Source organism: Mycobacterium sp. (genome assembly GCF_019243155.1).
In the GTDB taxonomy this organism is placed as follows: domain Bacteria; phylum Actinomycetota; class Actinomycetes; order Mycobacteriales; family Mycobacteriaceae; genus Mycobacterium.
On sequence record NZ_JAFAUS010000264.1, the window covers coordinates 1 to 13,928 of the forward strand.

Annotated in this window: 16 protein-coding genes and 1 pseudogene; 12 read left to right on the top strand and 5 right to left on the bottom strand. The window is 65.3% G+C overall.

What is annotated here, in order from left to right:
- From JOZ00_RS12900 to JOZ00_RS12915, 4 genes and pseudogenes are all read left to right on the top strand, one after another.
- Window positions 1–321 (top strand): annotated as a pseudogene (locus JOZ00_RS12900) (acyl-ACP thioesterase domain-containing protein); the annotation flags it as partial.
- A gap of 269 nt (window positions 322–590) precedes the next feature.
- Window positions 591–1,877, top strand: coding sequence for an isocitrate lyase (aceA, locus tag JOZ00_RS12905; protein ID WP_293344345.1), 1,287 nt, complete (start codon window positions 591–593; stop codon window positions 1,875–1,877).
- Window positions 1,878–1,974: 97 nt separating this feature from the next.
- A complete protein-coding gene (locus tag JOZ00_RS12910) occupies window positions 1,975–2,838 on the top strand; it encodes a 3-hydroxybutyryl-CoA dehydrogenase (RefSeq protein ID WP_293344346.1) in 864 nt (287 codons plus the stop codon).
- 132 nt (window positions 2,839–2,970) lie between these two features.
- Entirely contained in the window at window positions 2,971–3,831 is an 861-nt protein-coding gene (locus JOZ00_RS12915; protein WP_293344347.1) for a cyclopropane mycolic acid synthase family methyltransferase, read from the top strand.
- A gap of 16 nt (window positions 3,832–3,847) precedes the next feature.
- Here JOZ00_RS12915 and pcaA read toward each other — a convergent pair whose 3' ends face one another.
- Window positions 3,848–4,714, bottom strand: coding sequence for a cyclopropane mycolic acid synthase PcaA (gene pcaA / locus JOZ00_RS12920; protein WP_293344348.1), 867 nt, complete (start codon window positions 4,712–4,714; stop codon window positions 3,848–3,850).
- 176 nt (window positions 4,715–4,890) lie between these two features.
- Window positions 4,891–5,610: a TetR/AcrR family transcriptional regulator gene (locus tag JOZ00_RS12925; protein WP_293344349.1), complete on the bottom strand. Its 720-nt coding sequence runs from the start codon at window positions 5,608–5,610 to the stop codon at window positions 4,891–4,893.
- 137 nt (window positions 5,611–5,747) lie between these two features.
- Between JOZ00_RS12925 and JOZ00_RS12930 the strand changes: the two genes are divergently transcribed.
- The 6 genes from JOZ00_RS12930 (at window position 5,748) to deoC (ending at window position 9,979) form a co-directional block, all read left to right on the top strand.
- Window positions 5,748–7,130, top strand: coding sequence for a DUF445 domain-containing protein (locus JOZ00_RS12930; protein WP_293344350.1), 1,383 nt, complete (start codon window positions 5,748–5,750; stop codon window positions 7,128–7,130).
- Window positions 7,131–7,213: 83 nt separating this feature from the next.
- Window positions 7,214–7,651, top strand: a complete 438-nt coding sequence (locus tag JOZ00_RS12935) for a helix-turn-helix transcriptional regulator (protein WP_293344351.1) — start codon at window positions 7,214–7,216, stop codon at window positions 7,649–7,651.
- 263 nt (window positions 7,652–7,914) lie between these two features.
- The gene (gene hbhA, locus JOZ00_RS12940) at window positions 7,915–8,520 is read left to right on the top strand and encodes a heparin-binding hemagglutinin HbhA (RefSeq protein WP_293344352.1); all 606 of its coding nucleotides are present in this window, start codon (window positions 7,915–7,917) and stop codon (window positions 8,518–8,520) included.
- Window positions 8,521–8,599: 79 nt separating this feature from the next.
- The gene (locus JOZ00_RS12945) at window positions 8,600–8,887 is read left to right on the top strand and encodes a DUF2516 family protein (protein ID WP_293344353.1); all 288 of its coding nucleotides are present in this window, start codon (window positions 8,600–8,602) and stop codon (window positions 8,885–8,887) included.
- A 4-nt stretch (window positions 8,888–8,891) separates the two neighbouring features.
- Window positions 8,892–9,302: a DUF2599 domain-containing protein gene (locus JOZ00_RS12950; protein ID WP_293344354.1), complete on the top strand. Its 411-nt coding sequence runs from the start codon at window positions 8,892–8,894 to the stop codon at window positions 9,300–9,302.
- A 35-nt stretch (window positions 9,303–9,337) separates the two neighbouring features.
- The gene (gene deoC, locus JOZ00_RS12955) at window positions 9,338–9,979 is read left to right on the top strand and encodes a deoxyribose-phosphate aldolase (RefSeq protein ID WP_293344360.1); all 642 of its coding nucleotides are present in this window, start codon (window positions 9,338–9,340) and stop codon (window positions 9,977–9,979) included.
- 10 nt (window positions 9,980–9,989) lie between these two features.
- On the opposite strand, the gene JOZ00_RS12960 is transcribed toward deoC, so the two are convergent.
- The 3 genes from JOZ00_RS12960 to JOZ00_RS12970 are packed head-to-tail and all read right to left on the bottom strand — an operon-like array spanning window position 9,990 to window position 12,399.
- Complete coding sequence (locus tag JOZ00_RS12960; RefSeq protein WP_293344355.1) at window positions 9,990–11,024, bottom strand: DUF2993 domain-containing protein; 1,035 nt, start codon at window positions 11,022–11,024, stop codon at window positions 9,990–9,992.
- Window positions 11,021–11,863, bottom strand: coding sequence for a carbon-nitrogen hydrolase family protein (locus JOZ00_RS12965; protein WP_293344356.1), 843 nt, complete (start codon window positions 11,861–11,863; stop codon window positions 11,021–11,023). The genes JOZ00_RS12960 and JOZ00_RS12965 overlap by 4 nt, the downstream gene beginning before the upstream one ends.
- Before the next feature lie 23 nt (window positions 11,864–11,886).
- A complete protein-coding gene (locus JOZ00_RS12970; RefSeq protein WP_293344357.1) occupies window positions 11,887–12,399 on the bottom strand; it encodes a DUF2505 domain-containing protein in 513 nt (170 codons plus the stop codon).
- Window positions 12,400–12,425: 26 nt separating this feature from the next.
- Between JOZ00_RS12970 and JOZ00_RS12975 the strand changes: the two genes are divergently transcribed.
- Together JOZ00_RS12975 and JOZ00_RS12980 are read left to right on the top strand one after the other, a co-directional pair.
- The gene (locus JOZ00_RS12975) at window positions 12,426–13,508 is read left to right on the top strand and encodes a UDP-N-acetylmuramate dehydrogenase (RefSeq protein WP_293344358.1); all 1,083 of its coding nucleotides are present in this window, start codon (window positions 12,426–12,428) and stop codon (window positions 13,506–13,508) included.
- A gap of 73 nt (window positions 13,509–13,581) precedes the next feature.
- The coding region (locus JOZ00_RS12980) for an Ig-like domain-containing protein (RefSeq protein WP_293344359.1) at window positions 13,582–13,928 on the top strand (347 nt) is incomplete at its 3' end.

Sequence of the window (13,928 nt, forward strand, 5' to 3'; positions counted from 1 at the left end):
GAGAACGCCGTCGAGATCCACGATTTCCCGGTCCGGTTCACCGACATCGACCTGTTCGACCACATGAACAACTCGGTGTACTGGAGCGTCATCGAGGACTACCTCTCATCGCGGCCCGAACTGCTGCAGGCGCCGCTGCGCGTGACGGTCGAGCACGAGGCGCCGGTGGCGTTGGGCGACAAGCTGGAAATCATCTCGCACATTCACCCGGCCGGATCGACCGAGGAATTCGGCTCCAACCTGGCCGATCGCACTGTTACAACGCTCACATACGCGGTCGGCGACGAGGCCAAAGCGGTCGCCGCGATCTTCGCTCTCTAACAGGACAAGCGTCCCGGTTAAATTGTCCGTTGACCTGCGGGTTTGGGGTTACTGGCGCGTAGTTTCTGAAACGGTTAAGTCACTCGACGAATTAACAAGATTTGCAAATCCGAGGCGACTCGTGGCTGAAATTGGCAAATGAAATGGGTGGATCGCCCCCATAAGCTGTGCCATCGTCGTGTTAGCACACCAGCGAAGTTGAGCACCTAGCTACCGCCGGTGACGCGATCACCAACACCCGTAGTGAAGATCGTTAAGGAGCATGCCCAATGTCTGTCGTTGGCACCCCGAAGAGCGCTGAGCAGATCCAGAAGGAATGGGACACCAACCCCCGTTGGAAGGATGTCACCCGTACCTACAGCGCCGCGGACGTCGTCGCTTTGCAAGGCACCGTGGTCGAGGAGAACACCCTGGCCCGCCGCGGCGCGGAGGTGCTGTGGAACCAGCTCCACGACCTGGAGTTCGTCAACGCGCTGGGCGCGCTGACCGGCAACATGGCCGTCCAGCAGGTTCGCGCCGGCCTGAAGGCCATCTACCTCTCGGGGTGGCAGGTCGCCGGTGACGCCAACCTCTCGGGCCACACCTACCCCGACCAGAGCCTCTACCCGGCCAACTCGGTGCCGCAGGTGGTGCGTCGCATCAACAACGCGCTGCTGCGCGCCGACCAGATCGCCAAGGTCGAAGGTGACACGTCGGTCGAGAACTGGCTGGCCCCGATCGTCGCCGACGGTGAAGCCGGCTTCGGTGGCGCGCTCAACGTCTACGAACTGCAGAAGGCCATGATCGCCGCCGGTGTCGCCGGTTCGCACTGGGAAGACCAGCTGGCTTCGGAGAAGAAGTGTGGTCACCTGGGCGGCAAGGTGCTGATCCCGACCCAGCAGCACATCCGCACGCTGACCTCGGCCCGCCTGGCCGCGGACGTGTCCGACGTCCCGACCGTTGTTATTGCGCGAACCGACGCCGAGGCGGCGACGCTGATCACCTCCGATGTGGACGAGCGTGACCAGCCGTTCATCACCGGTGAGCGCACCCGCGAGGGCTTCTACCGGGTGAAGAACGGCCTGGAGCCCTGCATCGCTCGGGCCAAGGCCTACGCCCCGTACTCCGACCTGATCTGGATGGAGACGGGCACCCCGGACCTGGAGCTGGCCGCGAAGTTCGCCGAGGGCGTCAAGAGCGAGTTCCCCGACCAGATGCTGGCCTACAACTGCTCGCCGTCCTTCAACTGGCGCAAGCACCTGGACGACAGCACCATCGCGAAGTTCCAGAAGGAGCTTGGCGCAATGGGATTCAAGTTCCAGTTCATCACGCTGGCCGGCTTCCACGCCCTGAACTACTCGATGTTCGATCTGGCCTACGGCTACGCCCGCAACCAGATGAGCGCTTACGTCGAGCTGCAGGAGCGCGAGTTCGACGCCGAGGAGCGCGGTTACACCGCCACCAAGCACCAGCGCGAGGTCGGTGCCGGTTACTTCGACCGCATCGCCACCACGGTGGACCCGAACTCGTCGACCACGGCGCTGACCGGCTCCACCGAAGAGGGACAGTTTCACTAAGCCGGCTCGAAAGCGGCTGAAGTAGCATAGGCCCCGCCCGGCCAAGCTGGGCGGGGCCTATTGCGGTGCAAGACGATACGAACACCGGAGAGAAATAGTGAGTGACGCAGCGATTCAGCGAGTAGGTGTTGTCGGGGCCGGCCAGATGGGATCCGGCATCGCCGAAGTTTCGGTCCGCGCCGGCGTCGAGGTGACGGTGTTCGAGACCACCGAGGCCCTCATCACCGCCGGACGCAACCGCATCGTGAAGTCGCTGGAGCGCGGCGTCAGCGCGGGCAAGGTCACCGAGCGGGAACGTGACAGCGCGCTGAGCAAGCTGACCTTCACCACGGATCTGAAAGACCTCGCCGACCGTCAGCTGGTCATCGAGGCGATCATCGAAGACGAGGCCGTCAAGGCCAAGGTCTTCGCCGAGCTCGACGAGGTCATCGGCGAACCCGACGCGGTGCTGGCCTCCAACACTTCCAGCATTCCGATCATGAAGATCGCTGCGGCCACCAAGAACCCGCAGCGCGTGCTGGGACTGCACTTCTTCAATCCCGTGCCGGTGCTCCCGCTGGTCGAGTTGGTCAGCACGTTGGTTACCGACGGTGCCGCCGCGGCCCGCACGGAGGAGTTCGCGAGCGCGGTTCTGGGCAAGCAAGTGGTGCGCTGCTCCGACCGTTCCGGCTTCGTCGTGAACGCGCTGCTGGTGCCCTACCTGCTCTCGGCGATCCGGATGGTGGAGGCCGGTTTCGCCACCATCGAAGATGTCGACAAAGCCGTCGTTGCCGGGCTGTCGCACCCGATGGGTCCGCTGCGCCTGTCCGACCTGGTCGGGCTGGACACCCTGAAGCTGATCGCGGACAAGATGTTCGAGGAATTCAAGGAGCCGCACTACGGGCCGCCGCCGCTGTTGCTGCGCATGGTGGAGGCCGGCCGGCTGGGCAAGAAGACCGGCCAGGGCTTCTACACTTACTGACACGGTGGCATAACGACACGGGCGCGACGGCATCTTCGGCGCGCCTCCGTAGGCCGTTTGTGGGAGTATGACAACGCTTCGCGGATCGGTTACTATGCTCGCGTTCAACAGGCGGAGAGGTAAATACTGAGCATGACGGCAATGGAGCCCTATTACGAAGAGTCGCAGTCTATCTACGACGTATCCGATGAATTCTTTGCGTTATTCCTAGACCCGACCATGGCCTACACATGCGCCTACTTCGAACGCGACGACATGACCCTCGAAGAGGCCTCGATCGCCAAGTTCGACCTCGCGCTGGGAAAGCTGAACCTCGAGCCCGGGATGACGCTGCTGGACATCGGTTGCGGTTGGGGCGAGGCGCTCAAGCGCGCTGTCGAGAAGTATGACGTGAACGTCATCGGAATCACGCTCAGTCGCAACCAGTTTGAATACAGCAAGAAGAAATTGTCCGGGCTTTCCACCGACCGCAACATCGAGGTGCGGCTGCAGGGCTGGGAAGAGTTCGAGGACAAGGTCGACAGGATCGTCACGATCGGTGCCTTCGAGGCCTTCAAAATGGAGCGGTACGCCGCGTTCTTCGAACGCGCCTACAACATGCTGCCCGACGACGGCCGCATGCTCCTGCACACCATTCTGGCGTACACCCAGAAGCAATTGCATGAGCGCGGGGTCTCGCTGACGATGCGCGATATCCGATTCGCGCGATTCATTGGCACCGAAATCTTCCCCGGCGGCCAATTGCCGGCGCAGGAGGACATTTTCAAGTTCTCACGAGACGCCGGATTCTCGTTGGAAAGGGTGCAATTGCTGCGCGAGCATTACGAGCGCACGCTGCACCTGTGGGCGGCGAAGCTCGAGGCCAACAAACAACAGGCCATCGAGCTGCAGTCCGAAGAGGTCTACGAGAAGTACATGCACTATCTGACGGGGTGCGAGAACTTCTTCCGCAAAGGCGTCTGCAACGTCGGGCAGTTCACTCTGGTCAAGTAGGCCAGATCGCCGGCGTCTACCTCTTCTCCAAGGTGAACTGGTCGACGTCGGTGTAGCCCTCGCGGAACAACTTCGCGCAGCCGGTCAGGTACTTCATGTAGCGGTCGTAGACCTCTTGCGACTGGATGGCGAGCGCCTGCTCCTTCTTCGCCTCGAGCGCGGCCGCCCACAGATCCAGGGTCCGCGCGTAGTGCAGCTGCAGCGACTGGACCCGGGTCAGTTCGAAGCCCACGGTGACCCCGTACTCGCCGACGGTCTGCGGCGTCGGCAACCAGCCCCCGGGGAAGATCTCGCTCAAGATGAACTTCGAGAACGAGACGATCTCGTGGGTCAGCTTCATGCCCTTGGCCCGGGCGTCCTTGAAGCTGGGGCGAACGATGGTGTGCAACAACATCACTCCGCCGGGCGGCAGTGCCTGGTAAGCCATCTTGAAGAAGCGCCCGTAACGCTGGCGGCCGAAGTGCTCGAACGCGCCGATCGAGACGATGCGGTCGACCGGCTCGTGGAACTTCTCCCAGCCCTCGAGCAACACCCGTGTGGAGCGCTGGGTGTCCATCTGGTCGAACGACTTCTGCACGTGCTCGGCCTGGTTCTCGGACAGCGTCAGGCCCACGACGTTGACGTCGTACTTCTCGATGGCGCGGCGCATGGTGGCGCCCCAGCCACAGCCGATGTCGAGCAGCGTCATTCCGGGCTCAAGCTTCAGCTTGCCGAGGGCCAAGTCGATCTTGGCGAGCTGTGCCTCTTCCAGGGTCATGTCGTCGCGCTCGAAGTAGGCGCAGCTGTAGGTCTGCGAGGGATCGAGGAACAGCCGAAAGAAGTCATCGGACAAGTCATAGTGGGCTTGCACGTTTCCGAAATGCGGCGTGAGCTGCACGGACATGTCGAGAAGAACCTTTCTGATATGCGGAAGTCAGGAACGGGCCGCCGAACGGCAATCCTGCCCTTCCCCCGAAGCACCCACTGCATGCTATCGGGTGGGGCGATCCAAGTCGCCTTGCGCTGCGCACTCGGCCGCCTGAGAATCACCAAAAAGCCCGCGCCGCGGCGCGGACTCTGCTATATGCGGGGCGAGCCTTGTTCTGCGCGCGGCGGAACGATGGGCGACGGGTGGGGCTCCTCGCGGAACTTCTCCAGCGATCCCCCCACCTCGACGATCCCCTTCAGCGCGTTCCAGCTCAGCATCGTCAGATAATCGATCAGTTCTTCGCGACTCATTCGGGGGTCCGACATCCAGGAGTGTGTGGCCAACTGCACACCGCCGACGATCAGGTAGGCCCAGGGCTCGGCGCCGCCGGTGTCCATCCCCGCCTGTCGCATGCGGCGGCGCATCAGCACCGCGAGCATGCGCGCGATGATCCGCTCCGAGTCGGCGATCACTTTGCTCTTGCTGGCCGAACTGTTGGACATCACGAACCGGTACGGTTCGGGTTCGGACGCCACCGTCGCGACGTACACGCGAATGACTTCGCGAGTCAGGTCGAAACCGTCGAGGTTCGACGTCAGCGCCGCGGCCATGTTGGGGATAAGTGTGGTTTGGGTGAACCGCATCATGACGGCGGTCGTCAGGTCGTTCTTGTCGACGAAGTAGCGGTACAGGACCGTCTTGGAAACCCCGATCTCCGCGGCGATTTCGTCCATGCTCAGCGCGCCGCCGAGCCGGCGAATCGCGTCGATCGTCCCGTCTACTAGTTCGTTGCGGCGCTCCACCTTGTGTTGATGCCAGCGCCGCTTGCGACCGTCTGTCTTCACGGCCGCAGTGGTGATCTGCTCTGCCACTGTCGCCAAAATCCCCACTCCCTAGACCCACTTGATAATACGGCCAACAGGGGTCTGTTCGTCTCCCCAGGCCGCGTGTGGAGGGGCGACTTGGCACGGTGTCGCCACACCAATTCGCCGAGACGATGAATGATGGAGTGGTGGCACACAGAGCCTTGGATCCAGGCGCGCCGTCGGGCTCCCCGGCGGAGAGCCCGGACGTGGTGACTCCGCCGACCGAAGCCCGGGGGATCCGCGCGTCGCTTGCGGAGTCCTTTGCCGGGGCCGACCCGGAGGCCGACGCCCAGCGCCGGGTGGCGCTGCGCCGGATGAAGGCTGTGGCGCTGAGCTTCTTGATCGGTGCCACGATCGTGTTCCTCGCCTGCCGGTGGGCCCAGGCGCACGCCGGGCTGGGCGCCTGGGTCGGCTACGTCGGCGCCGCCGCGGAGGCCGGGATGGTCGGCGCCCTGGCGGACTGGTTCGCCGTGACCGCGCTCTTCCGGCACCCGCTCGGCATCCCGATCCCGCACACCGCGATCATCAAGCGCAAGAAGGACCAGCTCGGCGAGGGCCTGGGCACGTTCGTGCGCGAGAACTTCCTGTCACCCGCAGTGGTGGAGACCAAGCTGCGGGACGCCCAGGTCCCCGGCAGGCTCGGGAAGTGGCTGTCGGAGCCCGCGCACGCCGAGCGGGTGGCGAGCGAGGCGGCCACGGTGCTCCGCGTGCTCGTGGAGCTGCTGCGCGACGACGACGTCCAGCAGGTGATCGATCGGATGATCGTGCGCCGCATCGCCGAACCGCAGTGGGGCCCGCCCGTCGGCCGGGTGCTGGCGACCCTGCTGGCCGAGAATCGGCAGGAAGCTCTGATCCAGCTGTTGGCGGACAGGGCATTTCAGTGGTCTTTGAATGCCGGAGAGGTGATCCAGCGGGTGGTCGAGCGGGACTCGCCGACTTGGTCCCCGCGGTTCATCGATCATTTGGTCGGTGATCGCATTCATCGCGAGCTGATGGACTTCACCGACAAGGTGCGCCGAAATCCCGACCACGAATTGCGCCGTTCGGCGACCCGGTTCCTATTCGAATTCGCCGACGATCTGCAGAACGACCCGAACACGATTGCGCGTGCCGAGGCGGTCAAGGAGCAGCTGATGGCGCGCGACGAGATCGCCAATGCCGCCGCGACGGCGTGGACGACGCTCAAGCGCCTGGTGCTCGAAGGGGTCGACGATCCGTCCAGCACCCTGCGGACACGGATCGCCGACGCGGTGATGCGGATCGGGGAGTCGTTGCGCGACGACGCCGATTTGCGGGACAAGGTCGATAACTGGATCGTTCGGGCGGCTGAACATCTGGTTTCGCAATATGGGGTGGAGATCACAGCGATCATCACCGACACCATCGAACGGTGGGATGCCGAGGAGGCCAGCCGCCGAATTGAATTGCACGTCGGGCGTGACCTGCAATTTATTCGGATCAATGGCACAGTGGTGGGTTCGCTGACCGGATTGGTGATTTACACGATCGCGCAGCTGCTTTTCTAGGAGTGCTAACAAGTGCTTGCAATAGCAAGCAGTTGTTGTACGCTGGTGCCCGTCAAACGAGTGACCATGACCTAGGAGTCGCAATGCCACCTGAGGAGAAGCTCTCCGCCAAGGTGTCCAATGCGGCCTCCGACATGGCATCGGACATCGGCAGCTTCATCCGAAGCCAGCGCGAGCTGGCCCAGGTTTCCGTACGACAACTCGCCGAGAAATCCGGTGTCAGTAACCCTTACCTGAGCCAGGTGGAGCGCGGATTGCGCAAACCGTCCGCTGACGTGTTGAACCAGATCGCGAAGGCACTGCGGGTTTCCGCAGAGGTTCTCTACGTGCGGGCCGGAATCCTTGAGCCCAGCGACAAAAGTCAAGTGCGCGACGCGATCATCACCGACAGCGCGATCACCGAGCGGCAGAAGCAGATTCTGCTCGACATCTACGCGTCGTTTGCACAACAAAACGAATCCATCGATGAAGACGAAGCTATCGATCAAGAGTGTCCGACCGAATCCGACAGCAACGAGTAAAGCCCGGCTAGCCGGTGCCGTCACGAATTCAGTCGGGTTTGCTGCGCCGCAACGACAGCTTTCATTTCGCCCGGGCGAGCTGGCGATGTGTAGACAACCGGCCGTGGGGGTTATTCAGAAGGGAGGATCGACCTGTCCCAGCCCAGTTGCTGGATGAGCTACCCGTATTTGACGGGGCCGCCAGTTAAAAGAGGCGTTGTCCATAACTTCCCGACCACACAACGTTGAAAAGCTGATAGCGAAACACCATGAAAGGAAAAACAATGGCGGAAAACACCAACATCGAAGACTTGCGGGCCCCGTTGCTCGCGGCCCTGGGCGCGGCGGACCTTGCGCTGGCCACGGTCAACGACCTGATCGCCGGACTGCGTGACCGCGCCGAAGAGACCCGCGCCGACACCCGCACCCGGGTCGAGGAGAGCCGCGCTCGCCTGACCAGGTTGCAGGAGGACCTGCCTGACCAGTTCACCGAGCTGCGCGACCGGTTCACCAGCGAGGAGCTGCGGAAGGCCGCCGAGGGCTACCTGGAGGCCGCGACCTCTCGCTACAACGAGCTCGTCGAGCGCGGCGAGGCCGCCCTGCAGCGGCTGCGCAGCCAGTCCGGCTTCGACGACGCGTCGGCTCGCGCCGAGGGCTACGTCGACCAGGCCGTCGAGCTGACCCAGGAGGCGCTGGGCACCGTTGCTTCGCAGACCCGCGCGGTCGGCGAGCGGGCCGCCAAGCTGGTCGGCATCGACCTGCCCAAGAAGACCGAAGCCAGCACCAAGAAGGCTCAGAAGAGCATCGCCAAGAAAGCGCCTGCCAAGAAGGCTCCGGCGAAGAAGGCTCCGGCCAAGAAGGCTCCGGCCAAGAAGGTCACCCAGAAGTAAGCACGACCGTCGACTCAGAGTTGTCCCCCCGGGCAACTCTGAGTCGACGTTTTCGATGGCGCCCGCATACGCTTAAGGCGTGGGCCACCTCGTAACGACCGTGATGTTGGTACTGCAGATCGCCGTTCTGGTGATGTCGGTGTACTCGTTCGTGCACGCCGCGCTGCAGCGACCTGACGCATATACCGCTGCCGACAAGATGACCAAGCCCGTGTGGTTGGTGATCCTCGGCCTGGCCGTCGCACTGACGTCCATCCTGGGTTTCGTCTTCGGCGTCCTCGGCATGGCGATCGCCGCCTGTGCGGCCGGTGTCTACCTGGTCGATGTTCGGCCCAAATTGCTGGAAATTCAGGGTAAGTCGCGCTAGCTGGATGAAGCTGCTGGCGCTCGCGGCCGTGCTTGTCGCGCTTGCGAGTTCGGCGCCGGCCGCGGCCGATCCGAACACCGATGTGCCGCACCCCCCGTTCATAGACCACACGGTGTGGGCGCAGTGGCAGGGCCTGAGCAGCCTGCGGGTGTTCCCCACGCCCGCCGGGCGAACGGCCACCAGGCAGCCCGGCGCGGCTGCCGCCGGCGACGAGGCGTGGGCCGAGGTGCTCAGGCTGTCGCCCGACGCCGACACCGCGGGCATGCGCTCGCAGTTCATCTGTCATTGGGAGTTGGCCGAACTGGTCGAGCCCGGCAAGTCCAGCTGGAACCTGGAGCCGTGGCGGCCGGTCGTCGACGATGCCGACATGGTGGCGTCCGGCTGCAATCCCGGCGGCCCGGAGGAAAGGTTCTAGTGGCGAATCCACGTACTCGGGCGCAGGTCGCGGCAATGGTCGATCACACCCTGCTCAAACCCGAGGCCACCGATGCCGATATCGCCGCCCTGGTCGCCGAGGCGGCCGACTTGGGCGCGTACGCGGTGTGCGTCTCGCCGTCAATGGTCCCGGTCGCCGTACGGACCGACGACGGCGTGCGGGTGGCAAGCGTGGCGGGTTTTCCGTCGGGCAAGCATCTGTCGGCCATCAAGGCGTCTGAGGCCGCGCAGGCAGTGGCGGCGGGCGCCTGCGAGGTCGACATGGTGATCGACGTCGGGGCGGCGGTGGCCGGGCAGATCGCCGCGGTGCGGGCCGAGATCGAGGCGGTCCGCGGCAGCGTCGACGGGGCGGTGCTCAAGGTGATCGTCGAGTCGGCGGCGCTGCTGGCCCTGGCGGACGAGCGCACCCTGCTGGCGGTGTGCCGCGCCGCGCAGGACGCCGGCGCCGACTTCGTGAAGACCTCGACCGGGTTTCATCCTGCCGGCGGCGCGTCGGTGCGTGCGGTCGCGCTGATGAGCCAGGCCGTCGGCGGCAGGCTGGGGGTCAAGGCCAGCGGGGGCATCCGCACCGCGCAGGACGCGGTCGCGATGCTCGATGCGGGTGCCACCCGGCTCGGTCTGTCAGGCACCCGAGCCGTGCTCGACGGACTCGGCTAGCGTCCGGATATCAGAGGTTCGCGAAGCAGGGGTCGTTGTTGTCCCCGGCGGGGATGGTCGCGTTACGCGTCGAAAACTTGCTGGTCACACCGCTATCGGTGACCTGCACGCTGTCGGCGTGAATGCCCAACGGGTAGTTCTTGGTCAGGTTCGAGGTGAAGTCGTCCAGCGTCGACTGCACGGACTCCTTCGGCATGGTGAAGCCGAGCGCGTTGAAACTGACGATCTGAAGCTCAAGCCCCGTGCCCGACACCACCGGCTTGGCCGTGATGTTGTCCAACATCCCCTTCATCTCGATCGTGCCGTCGGCGGGGTGGGTGGTCACGGTGTTGGTGACGAACGGGCCCAGCACTGGAATCGCGTTCTGCACCGACTGCTTGATGCCGTCGTTGGTCCAGGTGATGGTGGCGTCCAGCGAACCGATCGTGCCCTTCGAGTTGCCGGAATCCTGCAACTTGACGTCGTTGATGTTGAGCGAGAGCTTCATGCCCTTGGCGTCGCGGATGTTGTTGCCGGCGGTCTCCACCGAGATGTTGGTGTAGTGCTTGGTGGCTTGCTGCCACAGCATCAGCGGCGTGACCCCGAACGACGCGGTGGCCTGGTCTTTGACCTCACAGGCGACCGCCTGGGCCACCTTGGTGTCCGCGACATGGCGGACGTACAGCTCGGCGCCAATCAGGCCGGCGATGACCAGCGCAAACACGATGATGAAGATCAACACGATCGAGATCGGGTCGCGCAGGAAACGGCGCTTCTTCTTCTCCGGCTGCGGCGGTTCGCCGGGAGTGGTCAGCCGCTCGGTCGGCGGCGCCGGCGGGCCGGGCGGCGGTTGGTGGCTGGGTGGCTGCGTGTGCGGCGGCACCGCGAATTGGTCGGTCTGACCAGGCGGCTGAGCGTGCGGCGGCGGTGGCATGTGCCCCGGGCCGCCGGTGCTGATCCGCTCGGTCGGCCGCTCGGTGGGCGGCGGCTGGTTGAACGGGCCTTGATTGCCCGGACGGCCCCACGCCGACGGGTCCTGGTTCGGTGGTCCTTGTGGGTTCGTCACCCGACCGATTGTGCCCTATCAGTCTGAGCAAAGTCTGATTGGTTGCGCAGCACCGCGATGCTCTCCCGCGCCTTCGCGACCCGGTTGACGTCGATGTCGGCCATCACCAATTCGGGCTGCGAACCCGCCGCCGCGACGACTTCTCCCAGCGGGGATGCGACCAGACTCCCACCCACTCCGGTCGGCGCGCCCGACCCAGATCCCGGGCCGCTCAGCGAGCCTTGAGGGTCGGCCTGACCCGCCGCGGCGAGGTAGCTCATCGAGTCGAGCGCCCGGGCTCGCGCCAGTAGCGTCCACTGGTCGAGTTTGCCCGGGCCGGCGCCCCAGGAGGCGCAGACGACGATCAGCTGGGCCCCGCGGTGGGCCAGCTCGGTGTAGAGGGCGGGAAATCGGATGTCGTAGCAAATAGTCAGCCCGACCTGAACGTCGTCGACGGTGATCACCGCCGGTTCGTGCCCGGGGGCAACCGTGCGCGACTCCGAGAAGCCGAACGCGTCGTAGAGATGGATCTTGTCGTAGTGCGCGTCGGGCTGGTTTGGCGTGCCCGGCCCGGCCGCGATGAGCGTGTTCTTCACCCGTCCGTCCCCGGCGGGAGTGAACATGCCGGCGATGACGGTGATTCCGGAGTCGGCAGCGATGCGGCGCACACCATCGGCCCAGGGGCCGTCGACCGGCTCGGCGATCGGGGCCAGCGGCACCCCGAAACGGCACATCATCGCCTCGGGAAACACCACCAGCCTCGCGCCCGCTTCGGCGGCCCTGGCGCTGTATTCGCGCACCAGCTGCAGGTTCGCCGCCGGGTCGGTGCTGCTGAGGACTTGCGCCAACGCGATTCGCATGGCCGCCAGCTTAGGCGGGGGCGTTAGTGGCTGTCCGCGATCCACTTCGTGGTGAAGCGCTGTTCGGCGGCCACCAGCTCGGCGAGTTGGGCGCCGATGATGTTCTCCAGCTTGCCGCCGATGATCGGGACGCGCACCTGCACGGTGGCCCGGAACACCAGTCGGCTGCCGCCCGTCTCGGTGATCGGCGACAGCGAGGCTTCGCCGGTCAGGTTCACCGGGGCGTCGACGATCGAGCCCGCGACCGAACCCTGCGCGGCGCCGTCGCTGACGGGTCCCCAGGTCTCCTCGCGCCGGATGCACAGGTCGCCGCTGTGCAGCTGCGTGACCATGCCCGGCAGCTTGTCACTGCGGATCACCTGCAGCGTGACGACCTCGACGGTGTCGTCGTCGCCGACCCGCATCGACTCCAGCGTGGCGACGTCGACGCCGGACTCGGCCAGCCTGGCCCGCCAGTAGTCCTCGTGGGTGAATGCCCGATGAACCTCTTCGACGGTGCCGTCGTAGTCGGCCGACAAGTCGAATGAACGCGGCATAGCTGGTGAGGCTACCGTTACGGGCCATGAAACCCAGCGGTGTGGGTTCGATGCCCGCCGGTGCGCAGCTGGCCGAAGAGGTGCCGTTGGCGCCGCTGACCACGCTGCGGGTCGGACCGACCGCGCGCCGGCTGATCACCTGCGTCACCAGCGAACAGGTGATCGCCGTCCTGCGGCAGCTGGACGCCGAAAGTCACCCGCTGCTGATATTCGCCGGCGGGTCGAACCTGGTGATCTCCGACACGCTGACCGACCTGACCGCCGTGCGGTTGGCCAACGACGGCATCAGCATCGACGGCAACCTGGTGCGCGCGGAGGCCGGCGCGGTGTGGGACGACGTCGTCGTGCGAAGCATCCGGCACGGCCTCGGCGGACTGGAGTGCCTGTCCGGAATCCCGGGGTCGACGGGCGCCACTCCCGTGCAGAACGTCGGGGCCTACGGCGCGGAGGTCTCCGACACCATCACACGGGTCCGGGTGCTGGACCGCGCCAGCGGCGAGGTGCGTTGGGTGCCGGGCAGCGAACTCGGATTCAGCTACCGCACCAGCGTGTTCAAGCGGCACGGACCCGAAATGCCTTCCGTGGTACTGGAAGTGGAGTTCGCGCTCGATGCGTCGGGCCGCAGCGCACCGCTGCGCTACGGCGAACTCGCTGCCGAGTTGAACGTGGACGGCGGCGAGCGCGCCGACCCGCACGCGGTCCGCGAGGCGGTGCTTCGGTTGCGCGGACGCAAGGGCATGGTGCTCGATGCGGCCGACCACGACACCTGGAGCGTGGGTTCGTTCTTCACCAACCCGGTCGTCGCCCCCGAGGTTTACGAGCGGCTGGCCGCCGAGGTGGCAGGGCCGGTTCCGCACTACCCGGCGCCGGACGGGGTCAAGCTGGCGGCCGGCTGGCTGGTCGAGCGGGCGGGCTTCGGCAAGGGCTATCCGGACGATGAAACGGCCCGCGCTCGGCTGTCCACCAAGCACGCACTGGCCCTGACGAACCGCGGCGGCGCCACCGCCGAAGACGTGGTCACGCTGGCGCGCACCATCCGCGATGGGGTTCGCGACGTGTTTGCCATCACACTGGAACCCGAGCCCGTCCTGCTTGGCTGCAGGTTGTAGGCCCAAATTCTCAGAAACGAGTCGCCCGGCCCCGTTTTGTCGTCGCAGGGCTCATCGATTTTGCCCGGTATCTTTGTCTTTCGTGAGCCAGTCCAGCGCCCCGCCGCCGATTAACCGGCGCCTGGCTTTGGCGACCCTCGGTTTGGGCGTTTTCGCTCCCGGTTTGTTGGCCGCGTGCGGTGGCACCGGGTCGAAACAGGCCGAGAAGAAAGAGACGCCTGCCGCGCACGTCAAGTTCCAGCCGGCGGACGCGGCCGACAACGTGGTGCCGATCGCTCCGATCAGCGTCGAGGTCAGCGACGGCTGGTTCCAGCACGTCACGCTGACCAACTCGTCGGGCAAGCCCGTCGCGGGGGCCTTCAACCAGGACCGCACCGTCTACACGACGACCGAGCCGCTGGGCTACGAGACCACCTATAC

Bases quoted from the DNA above. Each gene is read 5' to 3' on its own strand.
- JOZ00_RS12935 (WP_293344351.1), top strand. From the start codon at position 7,214: ATGCCACCTGAGGAGAAGCTCTCCGCCAAGGTGTCCAATGCGGCCTCC.
- JOZ00_RS12970 (WP_293344357.1), bottom strand. From the start codon at position 12,399: ATGCCGCGTTCATTCGACTTGTCGGCCGACTACGACGGCACCGTCGAA.
- JOZ00_RS12965 (WP_293344356.1), bottom strand. From the start codon at position 11,863: ATGCGAATCGCGTTGGCGCAAGTCCTCAGCAGCACCGACCCGGCGGCG.
- JOZ00_RS12915 (WP_293344347.1), top strand. From the start codon at position 2,971: ATGACGGCAATGGAGCCCTATTACGAAGAGTCGCAGTCTATCTACGAC.
- JOZ00_RS12975 (WP_293344358.1), top strand. From the start codon at position 12,426: ATGAAACCCAGCGGTGTGGGTTCGATGCCCGCCGGTGCGCAGCTGGCC.
- deoC (WP_293344360.1), top strand. From the start codon at position 9,338: ATGGTCGATCACACCCTGCTCAAACCCGAGGCCACCGATGCCGATATC.
- JOZ00_RS12950 (WP_293344354.1), top strand. From the start codon at position 8,892: ATGAAGCTGCTGGCGCTCGCGGCCGTGCTTGTCGCGCTTGCGAGTTCG.
- pcaA (WP_293344348.1), bottom strand. From the start codon at position 4,714: ATGTCCGTGCAGCTCACGCCGCATTTCGGAAACGTGCAAGCCCACTAT.
- aceA (WP_293344345.1), top strand. From the start codon at position 591: ATGTCTGTCGTTGGCACCCCGAAGAGCGCTGAGCAGATCCAGAAGGAA.
- hbhA (WP_293344352.1), top strand. From the start codon at position 7,915: ATGGCGGAAAACACCAACATCGAAGACTTGCGGGCCCCGTTGCTCGCG.